Source organism: Rickettsiella endosymbiont of Litargus connexus, from assembly GCF_964277335.1.
Lineage (GTDB): Bacteria > Pseudomonadota > Gammaproteobacteria > Diplorickettsiales > Diplorickettsiaceae > Aquirickettsiella > Aquirickettsiella isopodorum.
Map to the genome: position 1 here is coordinate 1,317,150 of NZ_OZ195516.1, position 25,106 is coordinate 1,342,255.

Here is a 25,106-nt window from a genome sequence, read left to right on the forward strand (position 1 = left end):
ATTTATTAAATAATGAAAATTAATAGGCTAATTATTCATAAAATAACTTTTAGCGCGAGTCACATCTTTAGTAATTTGATGTTTAAGTGCTGTTAAATTATCGAATTTTTTTTCATCGCGTATTTTTTTTAAAAATTCTACTTCAATAAACCGGCCGTAGATATTTTGATCAAAATCAAATAAATAAACTTCTAATAAATTTTTCAAACCATTTACGGTTGGACGTTTACCTATATTAGCAACTCCGGCTAGTGGGGTTGATGCTAAACCATATACGTTGACAATAAACACACCTTGTAAAGGTAGGATCTGGCGATGCAATCCAATATTTGCCGTAGGAAAATCGATTAACCGTCCGCGTTGATCGCCATAGATAACACGGCCACTGAGTTTAAAGGGACGGCCTAATAGCAATGACGCTAATTTAAAATCAGCTTGCTTTACAGCCCTTCTTACGCGTGAACTACCTATGCGCTCATTTTCAAATAATACCGTTGGCGTAGAAAAAACTTTGAATCCATACTCCTGCCCTAATTTCTGCAGAAAAGAAAAATCTCCCTGACGTCCTCTGCCAAAACGAAAATCATCACCGATGATTAAGCCTTTTACACCCAATTTATCCACCAAAATTTTTTTAACAAACTCTTCTGCGCTGCATTCCGCTAAACGTTTATTAAAACGTAAACAAAGGACGCGATCGATAGTTAAAAATTGTAAAAATTTAATTTTTTCCCTTAACCGCATTAAGCGTGCGGGTGCTTGATCTCGATAAAAAAATTCTTGCGGGTGAGGTTCAAACAGTATCACGCAAGTAGGTAGATCTAGCTGCTTACCTAATTTAATTAAAGCTTGAATAACCTTCTGATGCCCTTGATGTAATCCATCAAAATTACCAATAGTCGCGACACAAGTTTTATGTCTAGGTTTTATGTTATGGCTATTGCAAATGAACTCTATCATGACTGGGCTTTTAAATCATGGTAACGCAAACCACCAAGCCATAGCATGGTAATATAAATAATAACAGACGTAATACCCAGCAAGAAAATATGTGAAAAACGTTGTTGCCAGCCCCAATTTATCCAAACAGGAATAGCGGCTGCCGCCCAGTACAAAAATAAACCCAGTGCGCTATTAGCAAATAATAATCGCAATACAAACTTTAACCAACCCGGTTGCCATTGAAAAACTTGACGGGCTTGTAAACCCCATAGTAACAAACCTGCATTTAACCAAGCCGACAACGAACTTGCCAATGCTAAACCAGCATGCTTTAGTGGAAAGATCAATAAAGCATTAAAAATCATATTTGCAATTAACGCAATAATACCTATCCTCACTGGCGTTCTTATGTTTTGTTGCGCATAAAAAGCTGCTGCTAATATCTTAATCAGCATGAAAGCTTGCAAGCCTACGGAATAAGCAATCACACTACGCTGGGTCATAAAGACATCATGAATAGTAAATTTTCCATAATGAAAAAGTGTAACAATAAGCGGCCCTGATAAGATCAGCATGGTTAACGAAGCAGGAACACCGATCAACAAATTACAACGTAAACCCCAGTTTAAGGTACTGGCAAACAATTCAGGAGATTTTGCTGCATGCTGACGAGAAAGATGCGGCAAAATCACCGTCATTAACGCCACACCAAACACACCTAGAGGAAAATAAGCAAGTCTATCGGAGTAATAAAGCCAAGTCACACTACCTGCAACTAAAAAAGAAGCAAAAATTGTATTAAGTAATAAACTGATCTGCCCTATAGAGGAACCAAATAAAGCTGGCAACATAAGCTTTAATACTTTTTGTACACCCGGATCCCGCCATTTAAAACGCGGCTTTTTTAATAATTTTAGTCGATGGAGAAAAGGTAATTGAAAACCTAATTGTAGAAATCCTGCTAATAGCACACCCCATGCTTGAGCTTCAACAGGTACTTTAAAAAAACGCGTCACGCTAAACGCAGTCATGATTAAGGAGATATTTAATAATGCCGGCGTAAAAGCAGGCACCCAAAATTGCCCGTAACAATTTAAAGTCGCGCCGACTAAAGCCGTTAAAGAGATCAACATCAAATAGGGAAAGGTTATCCTTAACATATCTATCGCTAATTGAAAGCGATAAGGATCTAAGCCTGGCGCAAATAAACTAACCAAACCTTTACTTCCTAGAACACCTAGAATACAAATTCCTAATAAAATTACTCCTAATGTCCCTACAATATACGTAATAAATTTTTGCACTTCTTCTTGTGAACGAGTTTGCTTATATTCAGATAAAGTGGGAATAAAAGCCGTTGAGAAAGATCCTTCCGCAAATAATCCGCGCATGAAATTAGGAATTTTAAAAGCAATGTAAAAAGCATCAACGGCTGCCGTTGCGCCAAAAATTCTAGCCGCCACCATATCGCGAACAAATCCTAAAATTCGCGAAATCAATGTCATGGAAGCAACAACGGAAGTTGACTTAAAAAGTGCCTTACTCATCGGTTTTCTAACCACATTTCAACGATTAATTGCGCCGCAATACTATCAATAGATTTTTTTTTCAAGGCCTTATATCCACCCACAGCAAAAAGTCGTGAACGCGCTTCTACGGTAGTCAGTCTTTCATCAATAGGGAACACCGGTATTTGAAAACGATTTTTTAGCTCCATTAAAAAATCTCGTGCTAAATGTGTTATCGGTTGTTCTGTTCCGTCCATATTTAAAGGAATACCTACTACTAACACATCAGGAGACCAAACCTGCAATAACTGAGCAATTTCTTTCCAAGGTAGATTCCCTTTTTTAACACTTAAACTTGTCAAAGGTTGTGCTAAAGATGGCAAGGTTTGCCCTACCGCCACACCAATATATTTAGATCCAAAATCAAATCCTATAACTGTCTTAATCTCAGGCATGACCACCCATATAAGCTAGTTTAGTCACATCAACACCTAAATAATTCATCGCTTTTAACCATCGTTGTTCGAAGGGAATATCAAACAATATATTAGGATTTGCCGGCAAAGTTAACCAAAAATTATTAACAATTTCTTGTTCCATTTGACCGGCTATCCAATTTGCATAACCTAATGAAAAAATAAACTTATCAGGCCCCTGCTGTTTAGCAATCGCGAGCAAAATATCCTTAGATGTCGTAACAGAAATTTCACTGCTCATTTTAAGGCTAGATTGCCACTCACCCACAGGTGCATGTATCACAAAACCACGTTCAGGATGAACAGGTCCTCCACATAGGATCGGAAAATCTTCTCCTGCAATATTCTTAGCTGGCTCCTCTGTCTTACTATTCGTGATGTCTTGTAATATTTCTGAAAGATTAACTCGCAAGGATTGTAAAGGTAGATTAATCACTATCCCCACTGCCCCCTTTTCAGTATGCTCGCATACATACACCACAGAACGATTGAAATAGGCATCTGTTAAAATAGGCATAGCCACTAAAAAATAATTTGTAAAATAATGTGTCGTCTCTATCATTAACCCTTTCTCGACTAAAATCTGCTCGCTAATCATAGCATCTGCTTTCGTGTCCAACCTAGTCTTTAAGTTAGAATGATAACCCTCCTTATTCCTAACGTTAAGATCTGAGAAATATTGTCCATCATGATACGATACTAAGCGTTATCGCGTTAAACAAAAATTTGCAATGAAAAAGAGAAGTTTATGAACATTAATTTTCGTGTAGGTTATGGCTATGATGTGCATGCCTTTAAAATAGGAGAACATATAATCTTAGGAGGCGTCAAAATCCCTTATCGACTGGGACTTAAAGCCCACTCAGATGGTGACGTTGTCATTCATGCCTTAGTGGATGCACTATTAGGAGCCAGCGCTTTAGGTGATATAGGTCACCATTTTCCTGACACTGATGAGCGCTGGAGAAATAAAGACAGTCGAATATTTCTACAAACTACCGTCCAGATGTTGAATGAAAAAAATTGGTCCATAAATAACGCAGATATTACGATCATCGCAGAAGCGCCCAAACTTAAAGATTATTTTGCAGCGATACGAGTTAATTTAGCACAAGACATGAAAATTGATCTGAATCAGATCAATGTAAAAGCAACTACTACAGAAAAACTAGGATTTATTGGGCGCCATGAAGGAATTGCAGCCACTGCAATCGCTCTTCTTCAGACTAGATAATTTTTAATGGTACCGAGAGTGGGACTCGAACCCACACGACGTCACCATCACCGGATTTTGAATCCGGCGCGTCTACCAATTCCGCCATCCCGGCAACAGCCGCCCAAGTATAACAAAGTATTTTTTTGAATCAATCTTTATTGTTAAAAGGCGCTCTAGCGAAAACTTTAACTTACCAATATTTAGTTATTTTCAATATTGGGGTAGAACTCTTTTATCTCATTTTTTAAAAAGAACTACCTACCATTACTTCCATATTAAACTATATATAACTCTGAAAATTTAATGGGCTTGCAATCAAAATCTCAATCACTTATTGTTTTCTAAACAAGGCTTTAATATCCCACAATTAAAATACGCAAAGTTTACAACTTGATCTTTTAAAAGAAGCTATCAACAATAAGGTCATAATGGAATAGGATCTTAAGAGGTAAAAATGTACAATAATGAAGCGATAATATCACAAGATGTGCCACACTCTTTAACCAGCAAAAAACAATTATTCCTCGCTTCAGTTATTTGCATACTTGCTGCCATGTTTTATATGTATGAATATACATTGCAAGTATCTCCCGCCGTTATGACCAATGAATTGATGCGTGATTTAGGTCTTAATGCAGCAAGTTTAGGAACCATGGCCGCTTTTTATTTTTATTCTTATACGCCCATGCAGTTACCCGCAGGTTTGCTCTTTGACCGCTTTGGTCCGCGCCGTTTAATTACCTTAGCTATTTTAGTATGTGCCTTAGGGGCCTTTTTATTTAGCATTACACCCGATGCGATCGCCGCTTCATTTGGCAGGTTCTTGATGGGCATAGGATCTTCCTTTTCATTTATAGGTGCTTTACTTCTTGTTTCACGCTGGTTTCCTCCTCAATATTTTGCTTTACTCACCGGCCTCGTGCAATTAATGAGTTCAGTCGGAGCAATAGCTGGTCAAGTTCCTTTAGTCACCGCTGTCAACCATTGGGGTTGGCGATTAACAATTATCTCTTTATCTATGGTCGGTTGTTTGCTCGCCTTACTAGTATGGATGGTGGTTCGAGATAGCCCCGAGACAGTTTCAAAAGGGTATAAATTTCAACCGCCTCCTAAAAAAAGTGAATTGAAAAGATTACAGCAAGTCTGTAGCAATAGACAAACTTGGTTAATTGCTTTGTATTCTTTTTCTATTTGGGCACCTATCACTGCATTTGCTGCCTTATGGGGCATCCCTTTTCTGGTAGCTAGTTACTCTCTTACTACGGAAGCTGCTTCTGAAGCGAGCGCAATGATTTGGCTAGGTATTGGTTTAGGTAGTCCCTTAACTGGTTGGTTCTCTGACAAAATTAATTCGCGATCCAAGCCACTTAGCTTTTCTGCTTTATTAGGGGTAATTAGTCTTACGACTATTATATATTGCCCGCCAGTACCATTACCTTGGCTATACTTTATTTTATTTGCTTTTGGTTTAGCTGCATCAGGACAATCCCTAGCCTTTGGAGTTGTCAAAGATAATAATACTTCTTGTGTAGTGGGTACCGCTATCGGCTTTAATAATATGGCCGTTGTTGCAGGAGGAGCTCTCTTTCAGCCCTTAATAGGAGTTTTGCTTTATATCAATTGGGGAGGCATCATGCATAATGGCACCCCCTTTTATGATATAGTAGATTACCAGAAGGCACTTTTGGTATTACCTTTATGCTATATCATTGCATTTTTTGTAAGCCATTTTTTGCTTCGAGAAACTCATTGCAAACCACAATATTCCAATGAAACAGCTAATGCAATTTAAGTTTTTTATTCGCATTACTACTTTAATCAAATCTTATGTCTGAAAATAATAATAACGATTTATCATCGCTTTCTTCAGTAAAGCAAAAACCGACTTTACTTGCCGCTATTATCTGTATTCTTGCCTCTTGTTTTTACATGTACGAATTCATATTGCAAGTTTCACCTGCGGTGATGACAAATCAATTAATTAATGACTTAGGACTTAATGCTATAACATTAGGAACAATGGCTGCGTTTTATTATTATTCTTATACTCCCATGCAGCTTCCGGCAGGGTTTTTATTTGATCGGTTTGGCCCTCGACGCTTATTAACTATAGCCGTTCTTACCTGCGCAATGGGTGCGTTCTTGTTTGGCTCAACCAGCAATGTGGCCACTGCTTCTGCGGGCCGATTTATGATGGGAACGGGTTCAGCTTTTGCATTTATAGGAACTTTAGTTCTGATTTCCCGCTGGTTTCCTTCTCGATACTTTGCTTTCTTAACAGGTTTAGTCGAATTAATGAGCTGTGTAGGAGCTATTGTAGGCGAAACACCATTAACCATTGCCGTAGGTCATTGGGGCTGGCGACAAACTATCACCATCTTAGGTATTATAGGTGTAGTTTTGGCCCTATTAATCTGGTTGATAGTACGAGATAGTCCCGAAGTTGTCTCAAAAGGACACAAGTTTCAACGTACTTCAAAAAAAAGCATACTCCAAAGCTTTCATCAAGTTGCTGCAAATAACCAAACATGGTTTATAGCGCTGTATTCATTTATGGTATGGGCACCTATTACTGCTTTTGCAGCGTTATGGGGTGTACCCTTTCTCGTTGTCGCCTATGGTATCAGCACTAAAGCAGCCTCTACTGCTTGTACTATGGTTTGGTTAGCGATAGGTATAGGCTGTCCACTATTAGGTTGGTGGTCTGATAAGGTCAACTTACGTGGCATGCCTTTAAAGTTTGCTGCTTGTTTAGGTATAGTTGGATTAATTCCGGTTATTTATATCCCACATCTGCCCTTATTTTGGCTTTATATTTGTTTATTTTTATTTGGTCTTGCCTCTTCAGGACAATCACTTGCATTCGGAGTTGTGAAAGATAATAATCACTCCAGTGTTGCAGGAACAGCTATGGGTATTAATAATATGGCTACTGTGGCCGGTGGAGCCTTATTTCAACCGGTGATTGGTATATTTTTACATTTTAACTGGAATGGAACGTATCATAATGGCAGCCCTTTTTATAGCGTTGAAGATTACCGAAAAGCCTTTATCATCTTACCTTTTTGCTACCTGATAGCCTTTTTAATTGGGAAATTCCTAATACGAGAAACCCACTGCCAGCAACAACCCGATGTCCAAGAGTAAAAGTAGTCACCGCTGGTTAAAGCAGCATTTTAATGATCCGTACGTAAAACGCGCTCAAAAAGAAGGCTTACGCTCACGTTCCGCTTATAAGTTATTAGAGATTCAAGAGAAAACCAAGCTGATTAAGTCTGGTATGAATATTGTAGATCTCGGGGCTTCGCCCGGGGGATGGTCTCAACTAGCCTCTGGAATTGTAGGTACAACAGGAAAAGTTTATGCCTTAGATATTTTGCCGATGGAAACATTAAGCCATGTAGAATTTCTCCAAGGAGACTTTCGAGAAGAATCCATTATGCAACAATTCTTGCAACGTGTACAATCTAAACCCATAGATCTTGTAATTTCTGATATGGCCCCCAACTTTAGTGGGATGCGGAGTGTTGACCAACCCAGCTCCATGTTATTAGCTGAATTAGCCTTAGATTTTGCTCAGAAAGTATTAAAGCCAAAAGGTTGTCTTATAGTAAAAACTTTTCAAGGTGAAGGGTTTGAAGCTTTCCTCAAAGGCTTAAGAAGCTTATTTGCAAAAGTAACTATTCGAAAACCTTCCGCTTCCAGAGGAAGCTCTGCAGAGGTTTATTTAGTGGCCGTAGGCTATCATAAGGGAAAGTAAATTTTTGTATTTATTTTTAATTTATTCTCCCGTTTAAGCCTAGAACACTAAAAAAAGAGCTTAAAATAATCGAAACCCACAAAAATTAGTATATAATGCCCTCTTTGTGAGAATTGCGAGGTAGTCTAGCTTGAACGACATGCTGAAAAATCTATTTTTATGGCTAATTATTGCTGTCATACTTATCTCCGTATTTAATAATCTCGAACCTCGTAATAACGGCGGAGAACGCTTAACCTATTCTGAGTTTTTGAAAGACGTTCAGCAAGGTAATGTGCAATCTGTAACAATAAGCAACCAAGTTATAAAAGGTCAGTTACATAGTGATAAATCTTTCACCAGTTACATGCCTATTCCTGATCAGTATTTACTCCCTGAATTATTAAAAAAGAATGTCAATGTAAAAGGCGAACCACCGCAACAAGAAAGTTTCTTGATGCGGATTTTCATTAATTGGTTTCCTATGTTATTGCTCATTGGAGTATGGATATTTTTCATGCGACAAATGGGCGGTGCTGGAGGAAAAGGTGCTTTATCATTTGGTCGTAGCCGTGCTCGCTTATTAGGTGAAGATCAAGTTAAGGTTACTTTTGCCGATGTGGCTGGTGCTGAAGAAGCTAAAGAAGAAGTCAATGAATTAGTTGATTTTTTAAAGGATCCGGCTAAATTTCAAAAGTTAGGTGGAAAAATTCCACGCGGCGTTTTATTAATGGGACCTCCCGGAACTGGTAAGACGCTTTTAGCTCGTGCTGTCGCAGGTGAAGCAAAAGTTCCTTTCTTTACTATTTCTGGTTCTGATTTTGTTGAAATGTTTGTAGGCGTAGGCGCGTCTCGCGTAAGGGATATGTTTGAGCAAGCTAAAAAGCAAGCCCCCTGTATTATTTTTATCGACGAAATCGATGCCGTTGGGCGTCATCGTGGCGCTGGTTTAGGTGGCGGACATGACGAACGTGAACAAACATTGAATCAATTATTAGTTGAAATGGACGGCTTTGAAGGTAATGAAGGCGTTATCGTTATGGCGGCCACTAATCGGCCCGATGTTTTAGACCCTGCCTTATTGCGCCCCGGTCGTTTTGACCGACAAGTGATTGTTGGGCTGCCTGATATCCGTGGTAGAGAACAAATTCTAAAAGTTCATCTTAGGAAGGTTCCTTATGGAAAAGATGTTAAGCCAGGCATTATTGCTAGAGGCACGCCTGGTTTCTCTGGCGCAGATTTGGCTAACCTAGTTAATGAAGCCGCTTTATTTGCAGCACGCGAAAATAAATCTACCGTTGATATGATTGATCTAGAAAAAGCCAAAGATAAAGTCATGATGGGTAGTGAAAGACGCTCCATGGTAATGAATGAAAAAGAAAAAAAATTAACGGCTTACCATGAAGCCGGACATGCCATTGTGGGACGTTTAGTCCCAGACCATGATCCTGTTTATAAAGTGACTATTATTCCGCGTGGTAAAGCCTTAGGCGTCACTATGTTCTTACCAGAAGAAGATCGTTATAGCTATACCAAACAGCGTTTAGAGAGCCAGATAGCCAGTTTATTTGGTGGGCGTATTGCCGAGTACCTGATTTTTGGGCCCGAACAAATCACTACAGGTGCATCAAACGATATACAACGAGCCACTGAAATTGCTCGGAACATGATAACTAAATGGGGTTTATCCGAACGCCTTGGTCCTTTAACCTATAATCAAGAAAATGAAGAAGTATTTTTGGGTCACCAAATAACTAAAAATAATAAATTTTCTGATGACACTGCTCAATTAATAGATGAAGAAAGCCGTAATATTATTGATCGTAATTACAAGCTTGCTGAAACATTATTAAAAGACAACATTGAAAAATTACATCTCATGGCAGAAGCTCTAATAAAATATGAAACGATTGATTCCAGCCAAATAAATGACATTATGGAAGGCAAACTTCCTAGAGAACCCAAGGGATGGAGTAACGGAAGCAAAAAAGATACTCACCCTTCTGAAAAAAAATCACCTTCGAAAAAAGACTCAACAGTAACTAGCAACGATCCAGCTGCAGATAGCCTGTAATTGATCGAAATAATTTTTTGGATTCACCATGACAAAAGCCCACAAATATTTTGGGACAGATGGGATTCGCGGCAAGGTAGGTACAAAACCTATTACTCCAGAATTTATTTTAAAATTAGGTTGGGCTGTAGGGAAAGTTTTAGCGAATGGTCGAAACAAAGTTTTAATTGGTAAGGACACTCGTATTTCTGGTTATATGCTTGAATCTGCCTTGGAAGCGGGTTTATCTGCTGCTGGAGTCGATGTCCACCTTTTAGGTCCTATCCCAACACCTGCTATTGCTTTTTTAACCTCGGACTTAGGCGCACAAGCAGGAATTGTAATTAGCGCATCGCACAATCCTTACTATGATAATGGAATTAAATTTTTTTCGCATGAGGGAACTAAATTAGCTGATAGCATTGAATTGCAAATCGAAGCCCATCTTGCCCAACCTATTTATACTGTTGATTCTGCTAAATTAGGAAAAGCAATTCGAGTAGAAGATGCAAAAGTTCGTTACGTTAATTTTTGTAAATCAACCATTCCACATTCTTTTCAATTAAACGGCCTAAAAATCGTTATCGATTGCGCAAATGGTGCTACTTACCATATTGCCCCATCATTATTTTCTGAATTAGGTGCAGACTTAACTGTGCTAGGTGCAAAACCAAATGGTTTAAATATCAACAAAGACTGTGGGTCTACTCATTTAGAACATTTGCAAAAAACTGTTTTATCGCAAAAAGCAGATTTAGGCATTGCATTCGATGGTGATGGTGACCGAGTATTAATGGTAGATCATTTAGGTGAGATTGTTGACGGAGATGAATTACTATTTCTATTAGCCCAACATGGTTTTAAAAAAGGTTACATTAAAGGTGGCATTGTTGGCACTGCTATGAGTAACCTCGGCTTAGAATTAGCTATAAAAGAATTAGGTCTCAATTTTATTCGCACCTCCGTGGGAGACCGATATGTTAATGATGCGTTACAAACCAAAAAATGGCAGTTAGGTGGAGAATCTTCTGGGCACATTATTTCTCGTCGATTAACTAAAACTGGAGATGGAATTATTATTGCCCTACAAGTATTAGAGGCTGTCCAATCATCGGGCCTATCGTTACATATTGCCAAAAAAGGAATGAAAAAAATTCCTCAAATATTAATCAACATTCCGACTGAAAATCCTTTATCGACCATGAGCGCACCTAACATAAAAAAAGCAGTACAAGAAGCAGAGCTTCTATTAAAAAATCGAGGACGTGTATTATTACGACCCTCGGGAACAGAGTCTGTAGTTCGTGTCATGGTTGAAGGTAACAAATTATCGGAAGTACAATCTATTGCAAATAAATTAGCTGAAACTGTTAAAATTTCAGTAAAATAAATCTTCTTTTATTCGACAGTGACTGATTTTGCTAAATTTCGCGGTTGATCTACATTAGTGCCTTTTAAAATCGCTACATGATAAGCTAAAAGTTGTAGTGGAATTGCAAAAATTAGCGGACTAATCACATCGTCTGCTTTGGGAAGTAGAATACTCTTGCTATCATCATGACTATCTAACTCTTCTTGTACAAACAAAATAAGTTGACCATTCCGGGCACGCACTTCTTGGATATTTGACTTAAGTTTTTCTAGCAACTCATTGGATGGGACTAAAACAACTACTGGCATATTACTATCGACTAAAGCAAGCGGTCCATGCTTTAACTCCCCAGCCGGATAAGCTTCGGCTTGGATGTAAGAAATTTCTTTAAGTTTGAGAGCCCCTTCTAGCGCTACTGGAAAATGAATTCCTCGAGCAATAAATAAGGCATGTTCTTTATCGACAAATAATTTAGCTAATTTTTTTATCGCAGGATCTAATTTTAATGTTTGTTCTATAAGCTTAGGTAAGCTTCTTAATGCAGACAAGCAGATCGTTTCTTGTTTTTCATCCCAACCATGGGCTAGACCTAAAAAAGAGGTTAATAATAATAAAACGGTTAATTGAGTGGTAAATGCTTTAGTCGATGCCACACCAATTTCAGGACCGGCTCGAGTTAATAATACAAAATCAGATTCTCGTACCATAGTACTTCCAGGAACATTACAAATTGTTAATGTAGCTACATAGTTTTCAGTTTTAGCTTGCCTTAATGCTTCTAATGTATCTGCTGTTTCTCCTGATTGAGATAAGGCAATAAATAATGTCTCTGGCTGAATAATATGCGGTCGATATCGAAACTCACTGGCAACATCTACCTGACAAGAAATATCTACCCATCGTTCTAACCACTGCGCCGCAATCAAGCCTGCATGGTAACTAGTACCACAAGCAACTATTTGTACGTGTTTAATTTGAGCAAAACGCTGTATAGAATTAGGTCCGAAAACTTCATCCCAGACTTCTGATGGGTTCACAAGACGACCTTCAAGTGCAGCATTAACTGCATTGGGCTGCTCAAAAATCTCCTTTTCCATAAAATGACGGTATTTCCCTTTACTCACCACTTCTGTTGGTAAATCAATTAAATGCTTAGGATGATGAACTTTCTTCCCGTTATTATCATAGATACTAACTGTTTCAGCGGTGACCTGAGCAATATCACCTTCTTGTAAATAAATAAATTGTTGCGTAACCGATAATAATGCTAAATGATCTGATGCAATAAAATTTTCACCATATCCAAGCCCCACCATTAAAGGGCTCCCTTTACGAACAGCTATTAAAGATTTAGGATCATCTTGATAAAGGAAAACTATGGCGTAAGTACCTTCTAAACGTGCTACTGTTTTCTGAACAGCAAGCAAGAAATTATTATTTTTTTTCAGCGCTTGATTTAATAAATGCGCAATAACTTCGGTATCCGTTTCAGATTCAAAGGAATAACCTACTTTTATCAATTCTTGTCTTAAAGGCAAATAATTTTCAATAATGCCATTGTGAACTAAGGCAATATTGTCTGATATATGTGGATGCGCATTAGATTCACTCGGTTTCCCATGAGTCGCCCAACGCGTGTGTGCAACGCCAATGGTAGCTGATAAGGCTTCAGGCATTATTGTTTTCTCTAAAGCTTCAACTTTACCTACAGTACGTCGGCATATTAAATGATGCTTTGAATCCAAAATGGCGATTCCAGCCGAATCATATCCACGATATTCTAGTCTTTTCAAACCTTCCATAAGAATAGGGACTACATTACGTTGTGCTATTCCCGCTACTATTCCACACATACTTATATACCTTTATATACTCTTCGCACTTGAATTTTTGTCTGTGTTGCCGCCCAACTCGCAATCCTCATGGTTAAATACACTCCAGTTGCTCCATTTTCACGGTGCCTTGCGAAAAATCCAATTGTTATGAGTATAACTGTTTAAGTCTAGGCATTGTTAATCAAATGCGAAATTTAAATTGTTTGATTCATCATGATGATGAAAAAAGTTTATTATGGATTAATTAGTCTTTTCTATCCCTCTTTCAATTAGGTTAACAAGGATTGTATATGATGAATATCAGTATATTACTAAAAAAATTAAATAAAGGTATCACTCATGGCTTCTTTCCTTATCATTGCATTATTTGTAACGATAAGGCGAATAGGGAACTTGATTTATGTATGGAATGCGAGACATTTTTACCTTGGTTAAAAAATGCCTGTACTTCTTGTGCGATCCCTTTAGCTTTTCAAGGACAATCTGTTTGCGGCGCTTGTCTAAAAACTCCCTTACCTTTTCATAAGTTATGTGTTTTTTTTTCTTATACAGAAATAATTAAAAAATGGGTTATTGGCCTTAAGTTCCAGCAACAATTAGTTTATGCAAAAATTTTTGGCACTCTATTAGCTGAAAAAATCAGTTCACGGTACCAAAGTGAGCAGCTGCCAGATAGAATTATTCCCGTCCCTTTACATAAAAAAAGGCTAAATGAACGCGGTTTTAATCAAGCGATAGAATTAGCCCGACCTATTTCTAAAAAATTAAATATACCTATTGAGTATAAAAAATGCCAAAGAGTAATAAATACGGCCTCTCAAAGTAAGTTACCTTCAAATCAACGTTCAAATAACGTGAAAAATGCTTTTTTTGCGCATCAGGATCTTGCTCAGCAGCATATAGCGCTACTCGATGATGTAATGACCACTGGCCATACGTTCATCGAGATAAGTCGCGCTTTATACGATGTGGGTGTAAAAAGAATAGATGTATGGTGTTGTGCCCGCACTTACTTAGACGGGAATTAAACCTACTTTTCTATTATATACTAAGGTACTAAATCTCTTAATACTGCTCTTCACGTTGCTCACGGCCACGATGATAACCACCACCATTGCCACCGCCAGAACCGCCCATGCCACCACGCCCGCCGCCGCCGGTACGACGACCACCACCAGCACCGCCAGTACGACGTCCGCCGCCTGTACCACCTGCATTAGAATCTGGTGGATTAGCCTCAGAAACTGTAATGGTACGTCTTTCGTGGATACTACCATGAAGCGCTTCAATCGCTTCTTTCGCTTCTTCAGGTGTAGACATTTCAACAAAACCAAAGCCCTTGCTACGGCCACTATGGAAGTCTCGGATAACTTTAACGAAGTTTACTGTCCCAAAAGGGGTAAAAAGCTCTCTTAGTCCATCGTCATCGACGCTATAGCTTAAACCACCCACATACAATCTTTTATTCACGCAAAACCTCCAAAAGGCTAAAAAAAGCCATTTCCAGAATATTAATCGCTTTCACGCTTCCTATCCGGCGATGGCAGAGATAAACTAAACGCAATCATAGTAACACAGGACAATCCTCTAGGGTATATGGGGCCGTAAAGTTGCTTAAAACTTCTCTATTCTAAAAAGCTACGTAACATCCAGGCATTTTTTTCATGAACTTCCATACGGTCAGAAAGTAAATCCACAGACACTTGATCATCCGCCTCTTCGGTTTCTGGTAATAATTCACGCGCTAAACGAATCATAACTTCCTGATCATGGACTAGCTGGCTAATCATATCTTTAGCTTTTACCGTGCGTGTCCCAACAGCTTCCTTAATTTTGCTTAATTTTGCAAAATCGGCATAACTAGCAGGCACAGGAAACCCTAATGCACGAACGCGCTCAGCGATAGTATCACCTGCATTCCAAAGATCAATATATTGCCCTTCAAATACACTATGCAAGGGTTGAAACATAGGGCCTACAACATTCCAATGGAAATTATGGGTTTTTAAATATAATACATAATTATTTGCTAATAATATAATCAAACCTTCAGCGACTTTTTTTCGTTTAGCTTCAGTCAATCCAACATTAAGTGCCTCTTTCATAAAACCTCCAAAATTAAAATTTATATTTTTAGACTGCTTTTTTTCAAACCAAACTATCCATGCAATTATAAATGACGCTTTGGGAAAGACTTATAAAAACTATTCAGTCACATCATCCTCTTCATCATCTTCATCCGTTATTAAATTATTGCGCTCACGAATTAAATAATTTCTGCGTTGTAAATAGGCATTGCGTTGGAATACATAGGGGTCAAAAGAGGCTTGTTTTATCGCCTGATCGAAATCCAACAATTGCGCCCTGGCATTAATGAAACTCCCATATATTAAACCATTTCGCCAGGGGACATCATTTATATAAGGATAAACAGAAAAAACCCCATAATCCATTCCCCAAGAAATTGTATCTCGTATGGTTCGCGGACCTAAAATAGGGACGACTAGATAAGCTGAAGAGGTATAACCCCATTTAGCTAAAGTAAGACCAAAGTCCTGATGATGATCAGGTAATCCAATTCGAGTAGCCACATCAATAAATCCTGCAACCCCTATCGTACTATTTATTAATAAGCGCCATGTATCTGAAGTTGCATCATAAAACTCACCTTGTAGTAAGTCATTAATAATAGTAGGAACTTGTTCTAAATTGCTAAAAAAATTACTAATACCTTTAGTAATAGGCCACGGTAAAATTGTTTTATAAACTGTAGCTATCGGTTTAAAAAAAATTTTATCTAATGTCTGGTTAAGTTTAAAAGCATGCCGATTATAATTTTCATAAGGATCGTTATTTAAATCACTATCCAAATCAACAGCTAAAACGGGTGATGCCACCAATAACAATAGGTAAAATCCTAATAACCTGTTATGCATTCCCGATGCCTCATATTATAATTTCTAATTTTAATTAGAACTTTCACTTAAATACTTCTCAGCATCCAGTGCCGCCATACAGCCTGTCCCAGCGGATGTAATAGCTTGACGGTAAACAGAATCAATGACATCACCACAGGCAAAGACTCCTTTTACACTAGTTGCTGTTGCAAAACCCTTACTTCCTCCTCGGACTAAAATATAGTTATTCTCCATATCTACTTGATTTTTGAATATCGCTGTGTTGGGCGTATGGCCAATAGCGATAAAAACACCTTGAACGTCTAATTGACTAATAGCCTTTGTTTTATTATTAATAAGTTTTAAACTATTAACTCCTTTTTCATCTCCTAAAATACTATCCACTTCAGTCTCTAACACTAAAGCTATCTTTCCAGTTTTCACTTTTGCCATTAATTTATCCAACAAAATTTTTTCAGGACGAAAAAACTCACTGCCCCTATAAATAAGAAAAACATGATCGGCAATATTAGCCATATATAAGGCTTCTTCTACAGCGGTATTACCACCTCCCACGACTGCTACTTTTTGGCCCTTATAAAAAAAACCATCGCAGGTAGCACACGCTGAAACCCCTTTGCCCATGAATTCTTTTTCAGAAGGTAAACCTAGATACTTAGCTGATGCACCGGTAGCTACGATCAATGACTCGCAGTAATAAATTTTCTCATCCCCTTTTAAGACAAAAGGCCTTAAGGATAGGTCAACTTTATTGATATGGTCAAAAATAATATTGCTATTAAATCGCTGCACATGTTGATGCATACGTTCCATCAAAACGGGTCCTTGCAGCCCTTTTATATCACCTGGCCAATTATCAACATCAGTAGTGGTCATTAATTGACCACCCTTTTGCAACCCAGTAATAATGACTGGCTCAAGATTTGCCCTTGCTGCATAAAGTGCCGCTGTATATCCTGCAGGTCCGGAACCTAAAATAATTAATCGATGATTTTTAGCCTTATTCATAATCCCCACTTTAGGATGAAAACCCAGATAAGAAAAAAATTGTTATAATTAAATTTGCTAACAAAGTATAACAAAGAACGCTATAAATAGTACCTATACCCCTATAAGTATATTCACAGCAATTGGTTTTTTTGGTGAGGCGCCATGAAATAAAGCAACTGGAGTGTATATAATAACCATGAGGATTGCGAGTTGAACGGCAACGCAGACAAAAATTCACAAGTGCGAAGAGTATATTCCAAAAAGACTGTATGCTTATGTATGACCTAAATAAGGAGCACTCTTGAAAAAAACCAGAACTGAAGAATTTTTACAGTTAAGTCTTAAACAACGTCTACTAGAAGGTCTACTCATCGTGAGTGGAGCCTTGGCTCTTTTTTTATTTTTAGCTTTATGGACTTATCATCCTATGCTATCTGTTAAAAGCTCAATAAACATAGCAGGCCGTTTAGGAGATCAACTGGCCCATTTCTTTTTTAATAGTTTTGGCTCCTTAGCTTATTTATTTCCTGCATTATTATTGTATGGAGGATGGCAATGTTTTAAAGGTAGTTTTTCCAGTTTATCTTTTAGTTATCCTTTTTTAGCTTTACGTCTATTAGGTTTTATTACTATTTTCATTGCAGCTTGTGGACTCGCTGCTTTGCACAGTACACAGACTACGCACGGCTACACTCCAGGTGGGCAATTAGGAAATATCGTTACAAAAAGTTTTGTTGTCCAATTTAATGTGGTGGGCAGTACATTATTTCTATTAGCGCTTTTATTAGCTAGCACTACGCTTGCAACCGGTTTTTCTTGGTTAAGTATTATCGATAAAATAAGCAGCTACATTATGGTAATGCCAGGAAAAATCGTAGAAAAATTAAAACAACTCACCCTTTATGTAATAAAAAAAAGAGGGGCTGAAAAAATTAAGCCTCGTGTAAGTACTTTGTATAAATCCGATACACTAAACACTTCTAACAGCAAATCTTCGTCTCAATTTAATCCCATAATTAATTCCCCTATACCTAACTCAGAAGAAATTCATCATAATCCACTTTCTATTAAACCTTACTCATCACCTACCACCTTAGTTTCGAATAAAAAAAATGTTATTCAATCTTCTATTCCCTCATTAACTCTTTTAGATCCCGCTGAAAAATTGAGTAAAGAAGGATACACACGCGATGAACTAGAACAGCTATCAAGAGATGTTGAGCTGCGTTTAAAAGACTTTGGGATACAAGTACAAGTTGTAGCCGTACACCCGGGACCCGTAGTCACTCGTTTTGAAATGCAACCCGCTGCAGGAATTAAAGTAAGCCGTATCACAGGGCTCGCTAAAGATTTAGCTCGTTCATTATCTGTAGTAAGTGTACGTATTGTGGAAGTTATTCCTGGTAAGTCCGTCGTTGGACTCGAAGTCCCTAACAAACACCGAGAAATTGTTCGGCTCAGTGAAATATTAAGTTCAACCGCTTACCAACAAGCACGATCACCGCTCTCGCTGGCCTTAGGCAAAGATATAGCCGGCCATCCAGTTATCGTTGATCTAGGGAAAATGCCACACTTACTGGTTGCTGGAACAACAGGCTCAGGAAAATCGGTCGGTCTCAATGCCATGCTGCTGAGCATTCTATATAAAGCAACACCTCAGCAAGTAAGGCTCATCATGATAGATCCAAAAATGTTAGAACTAGCTATTTATGAAGGTATTCCTCATCTTTTAGCCCCTGTTGTTACCGATATGAAAGAAGCAGCGAATGCCTTACGCTGGTGTGTGGCAGAAATGGAACGCCGTTATAAATTGATGGCACATTTAGGAGTACGAAACTTAGCAGGATATAATCAAAAAATACAAGAAGCTACTGATAAAAGACAACCACTTAATGATCCATTTTGGAAGCCAGAACAAGGTGATAAAGCAGAAATTTTAGAACATCTTCCCTATATTATCGTATTAATCGATGAATTTGCTGACATGATGATGGTGGTTGGCAAGAAAGTTGAAGAGTTAATTGCAAGAATCGCGCAAAAAGCCAGAGCGGCAGGCATCCATTTGATTTTAGCCACGCAAAGACCCTCTGTCGATGTTATCACTGGCTTAATCAAAGCAAACATTCCCACACGTATCTCATTTCAGGTCTCATCGAAAATTGATTCACGCACTATTCTGGATCAACAAGGAGCTGAACAATTATTAGGTCATGGAGATATGTTGTATTTAGCACCAGGGACTGGTGTTCCTATTCGAGTTCATGGTGCTTTTGTAGCTGATCAGGAAGTCCATCACGTTGTCAGTGCATTAAAAAAATCTGCTGCTCCAGAATATAGACTTGATCTCACTCAAACTAACCTTAATGAAGGCGGAGATTTGGATTTTTTAGATAATACTTCAAGTGAAAAAGATGCGCTGTATGATCAAGCCGTACAAATTGTTATAGAAACGCGCAGAGCTTCTATTTCTAGTATTCAGCGACGACTGAAAATTGGCTACAACCGTGCAGCACGGTTAATGGAAGATATGGAGAAAGCAGGGTTAGTTAGCGCTATGGAAAGTAATGGAAATCGTGACATCCTCATCCCTGATAGATTAAATGAATAAACTTCACATAGTTTATTCCATATAAATTATTAGATTTCTTAGAGAGGCTACCAACCCAAAAATTTTTTCTAACTCTGATGAAAAAATAGTATTTTTAGTGTCTCAAAAAGCTCATCTTTTCTGTATAAATACTTTTAAGTTTATTTATAAATCAATTTTAAATAAACAAGATAATATTTTATTAGAAAACTATTTCTATAAAAACTTTTTTATTTAGACAATTAGAATATAATTCGGTATTATTTTTTAATTGTTAAAGGGGTTCTACAAATAATTAAAATTAGAGAATAAAAATAATAATTTTCGGCTTCTTTGCAAAAGAAAAAAATATTTTGTAATTGTACGGGAAGATACTTCAATTAAAATAAATCCACCGTACAATTTTTTTTCACTTAAATGCCTCAGTTAATTAAATCCATTTCCTTTACTTCATTTTTTTCAGCACGTAATTCATTTAAGCTCAGTTTAATTTTTTCCTCTCCAAATGAATTATGCTGAATATCCGTTACTATACTAAACTGACCATTTTCAATCCGGCTAGGGAAAGAAAATATTAATCCCTCATCCACTCCATACTGACCTCTCGAACATGAAGCAACAGAAAAAAAATCATCATTTTTAGTATCATGTGTTAAATGATAGATACTTTCGACTATCCCATTGGCAGCAGAAGCAGCAGAAGAAGCCCCTCTAGCTTTAATGACAGCGGCTCCTCGAGTCTGCACTATTGAGATAAAATCATCTTTTAGCCATTGTTCATCACGAATAACTTCCATGAGAGGTTTTCCCGCAATTTTAGCATTATAATAATCAGGATATTGTGTTGATGAGTGATTTCCCCAAATTGCCATTTGGGTCACTTCTTCAACTGAAACTACCGCTTTTTTTGCCAATTGTGCACGAGCCCGATTTTCATCTAATAAAGTCATAGCAAAAAAACGGGCCTTGGGAATATCGGGTGCATGGTGCATGGCAATTAAACAATTGGTGTTACAGGGATTACCTACCACAAAGATCTTTACATCCGCAGCAGCATAGGCATTGATCGCCTTTCCTTGTGGGGCAAATATGCTGCCATTTATCTTTAACAAATCCGCACGTTCCATGCCCTCTTTACGTGGCATAGAGCCCACTAAAATAGCCCAATTGATATCCCTCATCGATTCCTTTAGCTCACTAGTACAAATAATATTTTTTAACAACGGAAAAGCACAATCATCAAGCTCCATAGCGGTTCCATGTAAAGCAGGAAGACTTCTATCCAGTTCTAATAAATGGAGTATCACGGGTTGATCAGGGCCAAACATTTGGCCTGAAGCGATACGAAATAATAAAGCATAACCTATTTGGCCAGCTGCTCCGGAAACGGCTACTTTAATTGGTTTTTTATTCATACAGATTCCTATAAGACTAATATGTAGTTAATTTTTTTATCTGGACTTAAGATAATGTAACCAAGGATGTCTTTTATCCCCTACAGCTAAAAAATTAGCTTTCTGTAAAGAAATTGACAGGTTATATTGCAATTCCTGACCCGTATTATCTATAACTAGACCTCCCGACTCATTAAGTATGCATTGACCTGCTGCTGTATCCCATTCAAACGTAGATGAAAAACGCGGATATATATCGGCTAAACCTTCAGCAACCCAACAAAATTTTAACGCACTTCCACAAAACAATAAATTTAAACTAGAAAACTGAGCTAAAAAATTCTTTAGCTCCTCCCGGCCATGCCGTCGACTCACTACCGCAGTGATAAGCTGCTTTTCTTTCCAAACTCGGCTACGGATAATTTTTGGTTGGGTTTGACCTATTTGCTTATAGGCTCCCGAACCTTTTCTGGCAAAATAACAAATATTCGTATATGGAACAAATATAACGCCTAAGCTTGGCTTATTTTGTTCAATTAAAGCAATATTAATAGTAAATTCGCCATTTTTTTCCAAAAATTCTTTTGTTCCATCCAAAGGATCAATTAACCAATACTTCTCCCAAGCCTGTCTTTTTTGATAGACAATAGGTTTTGATTCTTCAGAAATAATAGGTAAATCAGGCGTTAATCGGCGTAATCCTTGACAAATACAATGATGAGAGGCTAAATCAGCAACAGTTATAGGGGATTTATCTATTTTATATTCAACCTTAAAATCATTTTGGTAAATATTAAGAACTTGACTTCCGGCTTTTTTAGCGAGAGAAACTACTTCATTAAGCAAAGAATTCATAAGTTGGCAGTATACAGCTCATTAAGAAAATACGAAAATATTAAACCTGATTAGGGACGGGAGTAAAATAAACAAGGGATCCCACCCAATTGATGCTTTATTAGCCTCCCATAAACTGGCTGATAATTATTATCCTATTCGAAGATACTCTACTGATACATTATAATGAAAAACCTAATTAATTATTTTGCAATAGTCCCAGCCGCAGGTGTGGGAAATCGCATGCAAATAGATTTACCTAAACAATATATATCTATTAATGGAAAAAAAATACTTGAATACACATTAACCACTCTACTAAACTATCCCCAATTTAAAAAATGTGTTGTAGTAATCAATAAAAATGATAACCATTGGTCAGATCTACAATTTAGTTCCCCTCATCTACTCACCGTATTAGGAGGCGAAGAACGCTCTCATTCGGTATTTTTTGGCTTATTGGCTTTAAAAAACTTTGCAAAAAAAAATGATTGGATATTGGTACATGACGCAGTTCGACCACTTTTACATCCAAGCGATATTGATAAACTTATTGCCCATTTAGACGATCATCCTGTAGGTGGGTTATTAGGGCATCCGATAAAAAATACCGTTAAATATATAGATAATCAGCGATTTGAAACATTGGATCGAAAAAAATTATGGGCAGCCTTAACTCCACAAATGTTTCGCTACCATTGGCTGGTTAACGCGCTTGGTTTTGCTATCAAAAAAAACCAATTCACTACGGATGAAGCTAATGCCATCGAGTTAATCGGCCAGCAACCTAAAATGGTAGAAGGACGTACAGATAATATTAAAGTAACCCATAAGGAAGACTTAAATTTACTTAATTATTATCTTTCTATTCGACCAGACCTCTTCCCTTCTTAAGTTAAAATTTAAAGTGCTTATCAACGACTATGGAATTAATTTTACTTTTTTCAATAAGTTATTTGTGTAAAGAGTATAATCTAACTGGCCCAAATTTTTAGCTATTTCTTCACGATAAAGCTTTTTTGTTGAATTATTTAGTAGCGGTGGAGAAGCTTCATCGTAAACAGCCATTAGTCTGACCAATACATAATCTCCATTTTCCAAACTAAAACCTTTCATTGATAACAAAGCAAGGATATGCTTATTAGGTGGAGTTAAAGTAAATACCGTATTTATAACTTCCTTATTTAATTTCTTATCATACCGATTTGCCTGCTTAATAAACTTCCATTTTAATTTTTTGCTTTCTAAATTAATAGGCGTAGAACCCATTTTTTCCAAGTTTCTGAGTAAATTTTCTCCAAATTGCCGCGCTTTAGATATAGCTAGTTGTTTATTCAAGATTACCTTTATCTTTTCTCGCACCTCGTTATTAAAGGGCTGTATACCCGCAGGCTGGTATTTTTTAATTCGTAAAACGATCGCGGTATTTGAATTAATATCAATCACAGGACTATTATTTCCTTGTAAAACATCCTGACTAAATGTGGCAGCAAGTATTTTTGAATTTTTACTCAAGCCCTTTTTTCCACCTGCTTTATCAAAAAAAGCGGTGGAATGTATCTCCAAACCCAATTTATTTGCTGCGATGGCTAAAGAATCAGGGTGCATATAAGTTAAATTAGCTAATTTACCTCTATTTTCTAGAAATTTTTTTTCATCTTGGAAGGAAAGTTCGATATATTCAATGCTAGCCTGCTCTGGCTGACTAAAACTCAGCTTATTTTTCTGATAATATGCAAAAATTTTGAAGTCAGGGAGGTTTTTCTGTTCTGAAAATCTTGAATGAGGAATAATAAGATAAGCAAAATCTCTTTTTTGATCTCTATATTTTATGTAGTTACTAATATCCTGAGGTAACGCAAATTCGCTTTGTGTTATTCCTTGCTTGACCTGATTAATAAGTAATGTTTTTTTTATATCACCTAGAAATTCAAGCTTAGTATAATTGAGGGCATGTAATACATCGTAAAATTTTTCAATAGAAAAACGACCTTCAGATTGAAATGCTGGAATTTGCAATAAAACAGAATCTATTAAAGACTGACTAATGCGGTATTTGGATTGTAAAGCAGCCTGAAATAAAACTTGTGTTGTTTCCCATTCCCGCAAAATTTGCCGTCTTAATTCCTTCGCCATTTTTCCATCATTAGAAAATTTTTCACCGAAACGATCCCGTGTTTGCTGATAGGCACGTTGATACGCCTTATCAAAATCACTCTGAAGTAATGTTTGGCCAGCGACCTTAGCGACTACCTTATTATTTCTTCCTGCATTAAGCTCTAAATAGCCATGGATACCCCATAGAGTAAAAACAATAATTAATAATCCAATTACGGTATTGGTTATCCAACCTTGTGTTCTATCACGAATGGATTGCAACATAGTAAAGAAACTTTAGTTAAACCAATCTAAAAGAGATTTAAGAAATATAATACTATCTAAACTCTAGTAAGAACATTTTATTATTCTGGCTTTAATCTTTTTTAGATTTATATTTAAATTTTTAGAGAACTGGCGGAGTGGACGGGACTCGAACCCGCGACCCCCGGCGTGACAGGCCGGTATTCTAACCAACTGAACTACCACTCCCGCAATATATATGGTGGGTGCTGTAGGGATCGAACCTACGACCCTCGCCTTGTAAGGGCGATGCTCTACCAACTGAGCTAAGCACCCTGTCGAAAGGGACGTCATTCTAAACTTATTTACAAGATATTGCTACTCTTTTTGCACAGCATCTTTTAGTGCCTTTCCTGCTTTAAATGCTACAACATTACTTGCCTTAATATGTAAAGATTCTCCAGTTTTAGGATTACGTCCAGTACGTGCTTTACGATGACGAACACAAAGTGTAGCAAACCCAACTAAACTAACATCTTCTCCTTTACATAACGCTTTAGTAATAGAATCTAGAATTTTTTCTAAAGTCTTTCCAGCAACATTTTTTGGAACTTGTGCTGCTTCCACAATAACATCAACTAAATCTGATTTATTCATATACCCTCACAACGGTAGAAATTAAGACCCAACCCTTTAAATTAATTTTAAGCGTCTTGCTATAGATTATAAGTGGAACTGTTTATATCAATAGCGTGAATCCTCTGTCAAGGGAATAAGAGTTATATACTCTTCGCACTTGAATTTTTGTCTGCGTTGCCACTCAACTCGCAATCCTCAAGTATCTTGAATACACTCCGGTTGCTCATTCTCGCGGCGCCTTGCCAAAAATCCAATTGCTGTGA

The 25,106-nt window shown here is 37.4% G+C and carries 22 protein-coding genes and 3 tRNA genes; 9 read left to right on the plus strand and 16 right to left on the minus strand.

The features are described from left to right. Positions 1-27: 27 nt before the first annotated feature. Genes ribF through ACICP9_RS05795 form a run of 4 tightly spaced genes read right to left on the minus strand, consistent with a single transcriptional unit; the run spans position 28 to position 3,524 of the window. Positions 28-960, minus strand: a complete 933-nt coding sequence (gene ribF, locus ACICP9_RS05780) for a bifunctional riboflavin kinase/FAD synthetase (RefSeq protein ID WP_395497505.1) — start codon at positions 958-960, stop codon at positions 28-30. After that, positions 957-2,489 carry a murein biosynthesis integral membrane protein MurJ gene (gene murJ, locus ACICP9_RS05785; protein ID WP_395497507.1) on the minus strand — a complete coding sequence of 511 codons (1,533 nt, stop codon included), beginning with the start codon at positions 2,487-2,489 and terminating at the stop codon, positions 957-959. Before murJ ends, ribF begins: the two co-directional genes overlap by 4 nt. Beyond that, a complete protein-coding gene (gene ruvX, locus ACICP9_RS05790; protein ID WP_395497509.1) occupies positions 2,486-2,905 on the minus strand; it encodes a Holliday junction resolvase RuvX in 420 nt (139 codons plus the stop codon). Before ruvX ends, murJ begins: the two co-directional genes overlap by 4 nt. Beyond that, positions 2,898-3,524, minus strand: coding sequence for a YqgE/AlgH family protein (locus ACICP9_RS05795; protein ID WP_245756785.1), 627 nt, complete (start codon positions 3,522-3,524; stop codon positions 2,898-2,900). The genes ruvX and ACICP9_RS05795 overlap by 8 nt, the downstream gene beginning before the upstream one ends. A gap of 150 nt (positions 3,525-3,674) precedes the next feature. Here ACICP9_RS05795 and ispF point away from each other — a divergent pair, with 150 nt between their 5' ends. Next, positions 3,675-4,160: a 2-C-methyl-D-erythritol 2,4-cyclodiphosphate synthase gene (gene ispF / locus ACICP9_RS05800; RefSeq protein ID WP_395497511.1), complete on the plus strand. Its 486-nt coding sequence runs from the start codon at positions 3,675-3,677 to the stop codon at positions 4,158-4,160. Positions 4,161-4,167: 7 nt separating this feature from the next. Here ispF and ACICP9_RS05805 read toward each other — a convergent pair. Then, positions 4,168-4,254: transfer RNA gene (locus ACICP9_RS05805), tRNA-Leu, on the minus strand. 342 nt (positions 4,255-4,596) lie between these two features. Between ACICP9_RS05805 and ACICP9_RS05810 the strand changes: the two genes are divergently transcribed. From ACICP9_RS05810 to glmM, 5 genes are all read left to right on the plus strand, one after another. Continuing rightward, positions 4,597-5,934: an MFS transporter gene (locus tag ACICP9_RS05810; protein ID WP_395497513.1), complete on the plus strand. Its 1,338-nt coding sequence runs from the start codon at positions 4,597-4,599 to the stop codon at positions 5,932-5,934. A 35-nt stretch (positions 5,935-5,969) separates the two neighbouring features. Next, positions 5,970-7,289: an MFS transporter gene (locus ACICP9_RS05815; protein ID WP_395497515.1), complete on the plus strand. Its 1,320-nt coding sequence runs from the start codon at positions 5,970-5,972 to the stop codon at positions 7,287-7,289. Further along, on the plus strand, positions 7,276-7,902 hold the full coding sequence (gene rlmE, locus ACICP9_RS05820) for a 23S rRNA (uridine(2552)-2'-O)-methyltransferase RlmE (RefSeq protein WP_395497517.1): 627 nt from the start codon (positions 7,276-7,278) through the stop codon (positions 7,900-7,902). Before ACICP9_RS05815 ends, rlmE begins: the two co-directional genes overlap by 14 nt. A gap of 139 nt (positions 7,903-8,041) precedes the next feature. Continuing rightward, positions 8,042-9,955, plus strand: coding sequence for an ATP-dependent zinc metalloprotease FtsH (gene ftsH, locus ACICP9_RS05825; protein ID WP_395497519.1), 1,914 nt, complete (start codon positions 8,042-8,044; stop codon positions 9,953-9,955). Between the two features lie 28 nt (positions 9,956-9,983). Continuing rightward, entirely contained in the window at positions 9,984-11,324 is a 1,341-nt protein-coding gene (gene glmM, locus ACICP9_RS05830) for a phosphoglucosamine mutase (protein ID WP_395497521.1), read from the plus strand. A gap of 8 nt (positions 11,325-11,332) precedes the next feature. Here the strand turns inward: glmM and glmS are convergent, their stop codons facing one another. Then, the gene (glmS, locus tag ACICP9_RS05835; RefSeq protein WP_395497523.1) at positions 11,333-13,159 is read right to left on the minus strand and encodes a glutamine--fructose-6-phosphate transaminase (isomerizing); all 1,827 of its coding nucleotides are present in this window, start codon (positions 13,157-13,159) and stop codon (positions 11,333-11,335) included. A 272-nt stretch (positions 13,160-13,431) separates the two neighbouring features. Between glmS and ACICP9_RS05840 the strand changes: the two genes are divergently transcribed. Continuing rightward, positions 13,432-14,169, plus strand: a complete 738-nt coding sequence (locus ACICP9_RS05840) for a ComF family protein (RefSeq protein ID WP_395497525.1) — start codon at positions 13,432-13,434, stop codon at positions 14,167-14,169. A gap of 37 nt (positions 14,170-14,206) precedes the next feature. Here ACICP9_RS05840 and ACICP9_RS05845 read toward each other — a convergent pair whose 3' ends face one another. The 4 genes from ACICP9_RS05845 to trxB all read right to left on the minus strand — a co-directional run bounded on the left by ACICP9_RS05845 (position 14,207) and on the right by trxB (position 17,067). Beyond that, positions 14,207-14,611, minus strand: coding sequence for an RNA-binding protein (locus tag ACICP9_RS05845; protein ID WP_071662752.1), 405 nt, complete (start codon positions 14,609-14,611; stop codon positions 14,207-14,209). A 155-nt stretch (positions 14,612-14,766) separates the two neighbouring features. Then, entirely contained in the window at positions 14,767-15,246 is a 480-nt protein-coding gene (locus ACICP9_RS05850) for a Dps family protein (RefSeq protein WP_071662753.1), read from the minus strand. A 99-nt stretch (positions 15,247-15,345) separates the two neighbouring features. Next, positions 15,346-16,077 (minus strand): VacJ family lipoprotein, encoded by a 732-nt coding sequence (locus ACICP9_RS05855; protein ID WP_395497527.1) that lies wholly within the window; start codon positions 16,075-16,077, stop codon positions 15,346-15,348. Between the two features lie 30 nt (positions 16,078-16,107). Further along, complete coding sequence (trxB, locus tag ACICP9_RS05860) at positions 16,108-17,067, minus strand: thioredoxin-disulfide reductase (RefSeq protein ID WP_395497529.1); 960 nt, start codon at positions 17,065-17,067, stop codon at positions 16,108-16,110. Positions 17,068-17,350: 283 nt separating this feature from the next. Between trxB and ACICP9_RS05865 the strand changes: the two genes are divergently transcribed. Continuing rightward, a complete protein-coding gene (locus tag ACICP9_RS05865) occupies positions 17,351-19,657 on the plus strand; it encodes a DNA translocase FtsK (RefSeq protein ID WP_395497531.1) in 2,307 nt (768 codons plus the stop codon). A 401-nt stretch (positions 19,658-20,058) separates the two neighbouring features. Here ACICP9_RS05865 and ACICP9_RS05870 read toward each other — a convergent pair whose 3' ends face one another. Beyond that, positions 20,059-21,051: a malate dehydrogenase gene (locus ACICP9_RS05870; RefSeq protein ID WP_395497533.1), complete on the minus strand. Its 993-nt coding sequence runs from the start codon at positions 21,049-21,051 to the stop codon at positions 20,059-20,061. Between the two features lie 36 nt (positions 21,052-21,087). Continuing rightward, complete coding sequence (gene cysQ, locus ACICP9_RS05875; RefSeq protein ID WP_395497535.1) at positions 21,088-21,885, minus strand: 3'(2'),5'-bisphosphate nucleotidase CysQ; 798 nt, start codon at positions 21,883-21,885, stop codon at positions 21,088-21,090. Positions 21,886-22,050: 165 nt separating this feature from the next. On the opposite strand from cysQ, the gene ispD reads away from it, so the two are divergent. Then, positions 22,051-22,758 (plus strand): 2-C-methyl-D-erythritol 4-phosphate cytidylyltransferase, encoded by a 708-nt coding sequence (ispD, locus tag ACICP9_RS05880; RefSeq protein ID WP_395497537.1) that lies wholly within the window; start codon positions 22,051-22,053, stop codon positions 22,756-22,758. 27 nt (positions 22,759-22,785) lie between these two features. On the opposite strand, the gene ACICP9_RS05885 is transcribed toward ispD, so the two are convergent. The 4 genes from ACICP9_RS05885 to ACICP9_RS05900 all read right to left on the minus strand — a co-directional run bounded on the left by ACICP9_RS05885 (position 22,786) and on the right by ACICP9_RS05900 (position 24,861). After that, positions 22,786-24,246 carry a SurA N-terminal domain-containing protein gene (locus ACICP9_RS05885; protein WP_395497539.1) on the minus strand — a complete coding sequence of 487 codons (1,461 nt, stop codon included), beginning with the start codon at positions 24,244-24,246 and terminating at the stop codon, positions 22,786-22,788. Positions 24,247-24,376: 130 nt separating this feature from the next. Then, positions 24,377-24,453, minus strand: a tRNA-Asp gene (locus ACICP9_RS05890). A gap of 11 nt (positions 24,454-24,464) precedes the next feature. Then, positions 24,465-24,540: transfer RNA gene (locus ACICP9_RS05895), tRNA-Val, on the minus strand. 42 nt (positions 24,541-24,582) lie between these two features. Next, complete coding sequence (locus tag ACICP9_RS05900) at positions 24,583-24,861, minus strand: HU family DNA-binding protein (protein WP_071662761.1); 279 nt, start codon at positions 24,859-24,861, stop codon at positions 24,583-24,585. Between the last annotated feature and the right edge of the window lie 245 nt (positions 24,862-25,106).

Bases quoted from the DNA above. Each gene is read 5' to 3' on its own strand.
- ruvX (WP_395497509.1), bottom strand. From the start codon at position 2,905: ATGCCTGAGATTAAGACAGTTATAGGATTTGATTTTGGATCTAAATAT.
- murJ (WP_395497507.1), bottom strand. From the start codon at position 2,489: ATGAGTAAGGCACTTTTTAAGTCAACTTCCGTTGTTGCTTCCATGACA.
- glmM (WP_395497521.1), top strand. From the start codon at position 9,984: ATGACAAAAGCCCACAAATATTTTGGGACAGATGGGATTCGCGGCAAG.
- ACICP9_RS05840 (WP_395497525.1), top strand. From the start codon at position 13,432: ATGATGAATATCAGTATATTACTAAAAAAATTAAATAAAGGTATCACT.
- ACICP9_RS05815 (WP_395497515.1), top strand. From the start codon at position 5,970: ATGTCTGAAAATAATAATAACGATTTATCATCGCTTTCTTCAGTAAAG.
- trxB (WP_395497529.1), bottom strand. From the start codon at position 17,067: ATGAATAAGGCTAAAAATCATCGATTAATTATTTTAGGTTCCGGACCT.
- ACICP9_RS05885 (WP_395497539.1), bottom strand. From the start codon at position 24,246: ATGTTGCAATCCATTCGTGATAGAACACAAGGTTGGATAACCAATACC.
- ACICP9_RS05795 (WP_245756785.1), bottom strand. From the start codon at position 3,524: ATGATTAGCGAGCAGATTTTAGTCGAGAAAGGGTTAATGATAGAGACG.
- glmS (WP_395497523.1), bottom strand. From the start codon at position 13,159: ATGTGTGGAATAGTAGCGGGAATAGCACAACGTAATGTAGTCCCTATT.
- ispD (WP_395497537.1), top strand. From the start codon at position 22,051: ATGAAAAACCTAATTAATTATTTTGCAATAGTCCCAGCCGCAGGTGTG.
- rlmE (WP_395497517.1), top strand. From the start codon at position 7,276: ATGTCCAAGAGTAAAAGTAGTCACCGCTGGTTAAAGCAGCATTTTAAT.
- ispF (WP_395497511.1), top strand. From the start codon at position 3,675: ATGAACATTAATTTTCGTGTAGGTTATGGCTATGATGTGCATGCCTTT.
- ftsH (WP_395497519.1), top strand. From the start codon at position 8,042: ATGCTGAAAAATCTATTTTTATGGCTAATTATTGCTGTCATACTTATC.
- ACICP9_RS05855 (WP_395497527.1), bottom strand. From the start codon at position 16,077: ATGCATAACAGGTTATTAGGATTTTACCTATTGTTATTGGTGGCATCA.
- ACICP9_RS05900 (WP_071662761.1), bottom strand. From the start codon at position 24,861: ATGAATAAATCAGATTTAGTTGATGTTATTGTGGAAGCAGCACAAGTT.
- ACICP9_RS05810 (WP_395497513.1), top strand. From the start codon at position 4,597: ATGTACAATAATGAAGCGATAATATCACAAGATGTGCCACACTCTTTA.
- cysQ (WP_395497535.1), bottom strand. From the start codon at position 21,885: ATGAATTCTTTGCTTAATGAAGTAGTTTCTCTCGCTAAAAAAGCCGGA.
- ACICP9_RS05870 (WP_395497533.1), bottom strand. From the start codon at position 21,051: ATGAATAAAAAACCAATTAAAGTAGCCGTTTCCGGAGCAGCTGGCCAA.
- ribF (WP_395497505.1), bottom strand. From the start codon at position 960: ATGATAGAGTTCATTTGCAATAGCCATAACATAAAACCTAGACATAAA.
- ACICP9_RS05850 (WP_071662753.1), bottom strand. From the start codon at position 15,246: ATGAAAGAGGCACTTAATGTTGGATTGACTGAAGCTAAACGAAAAAAA.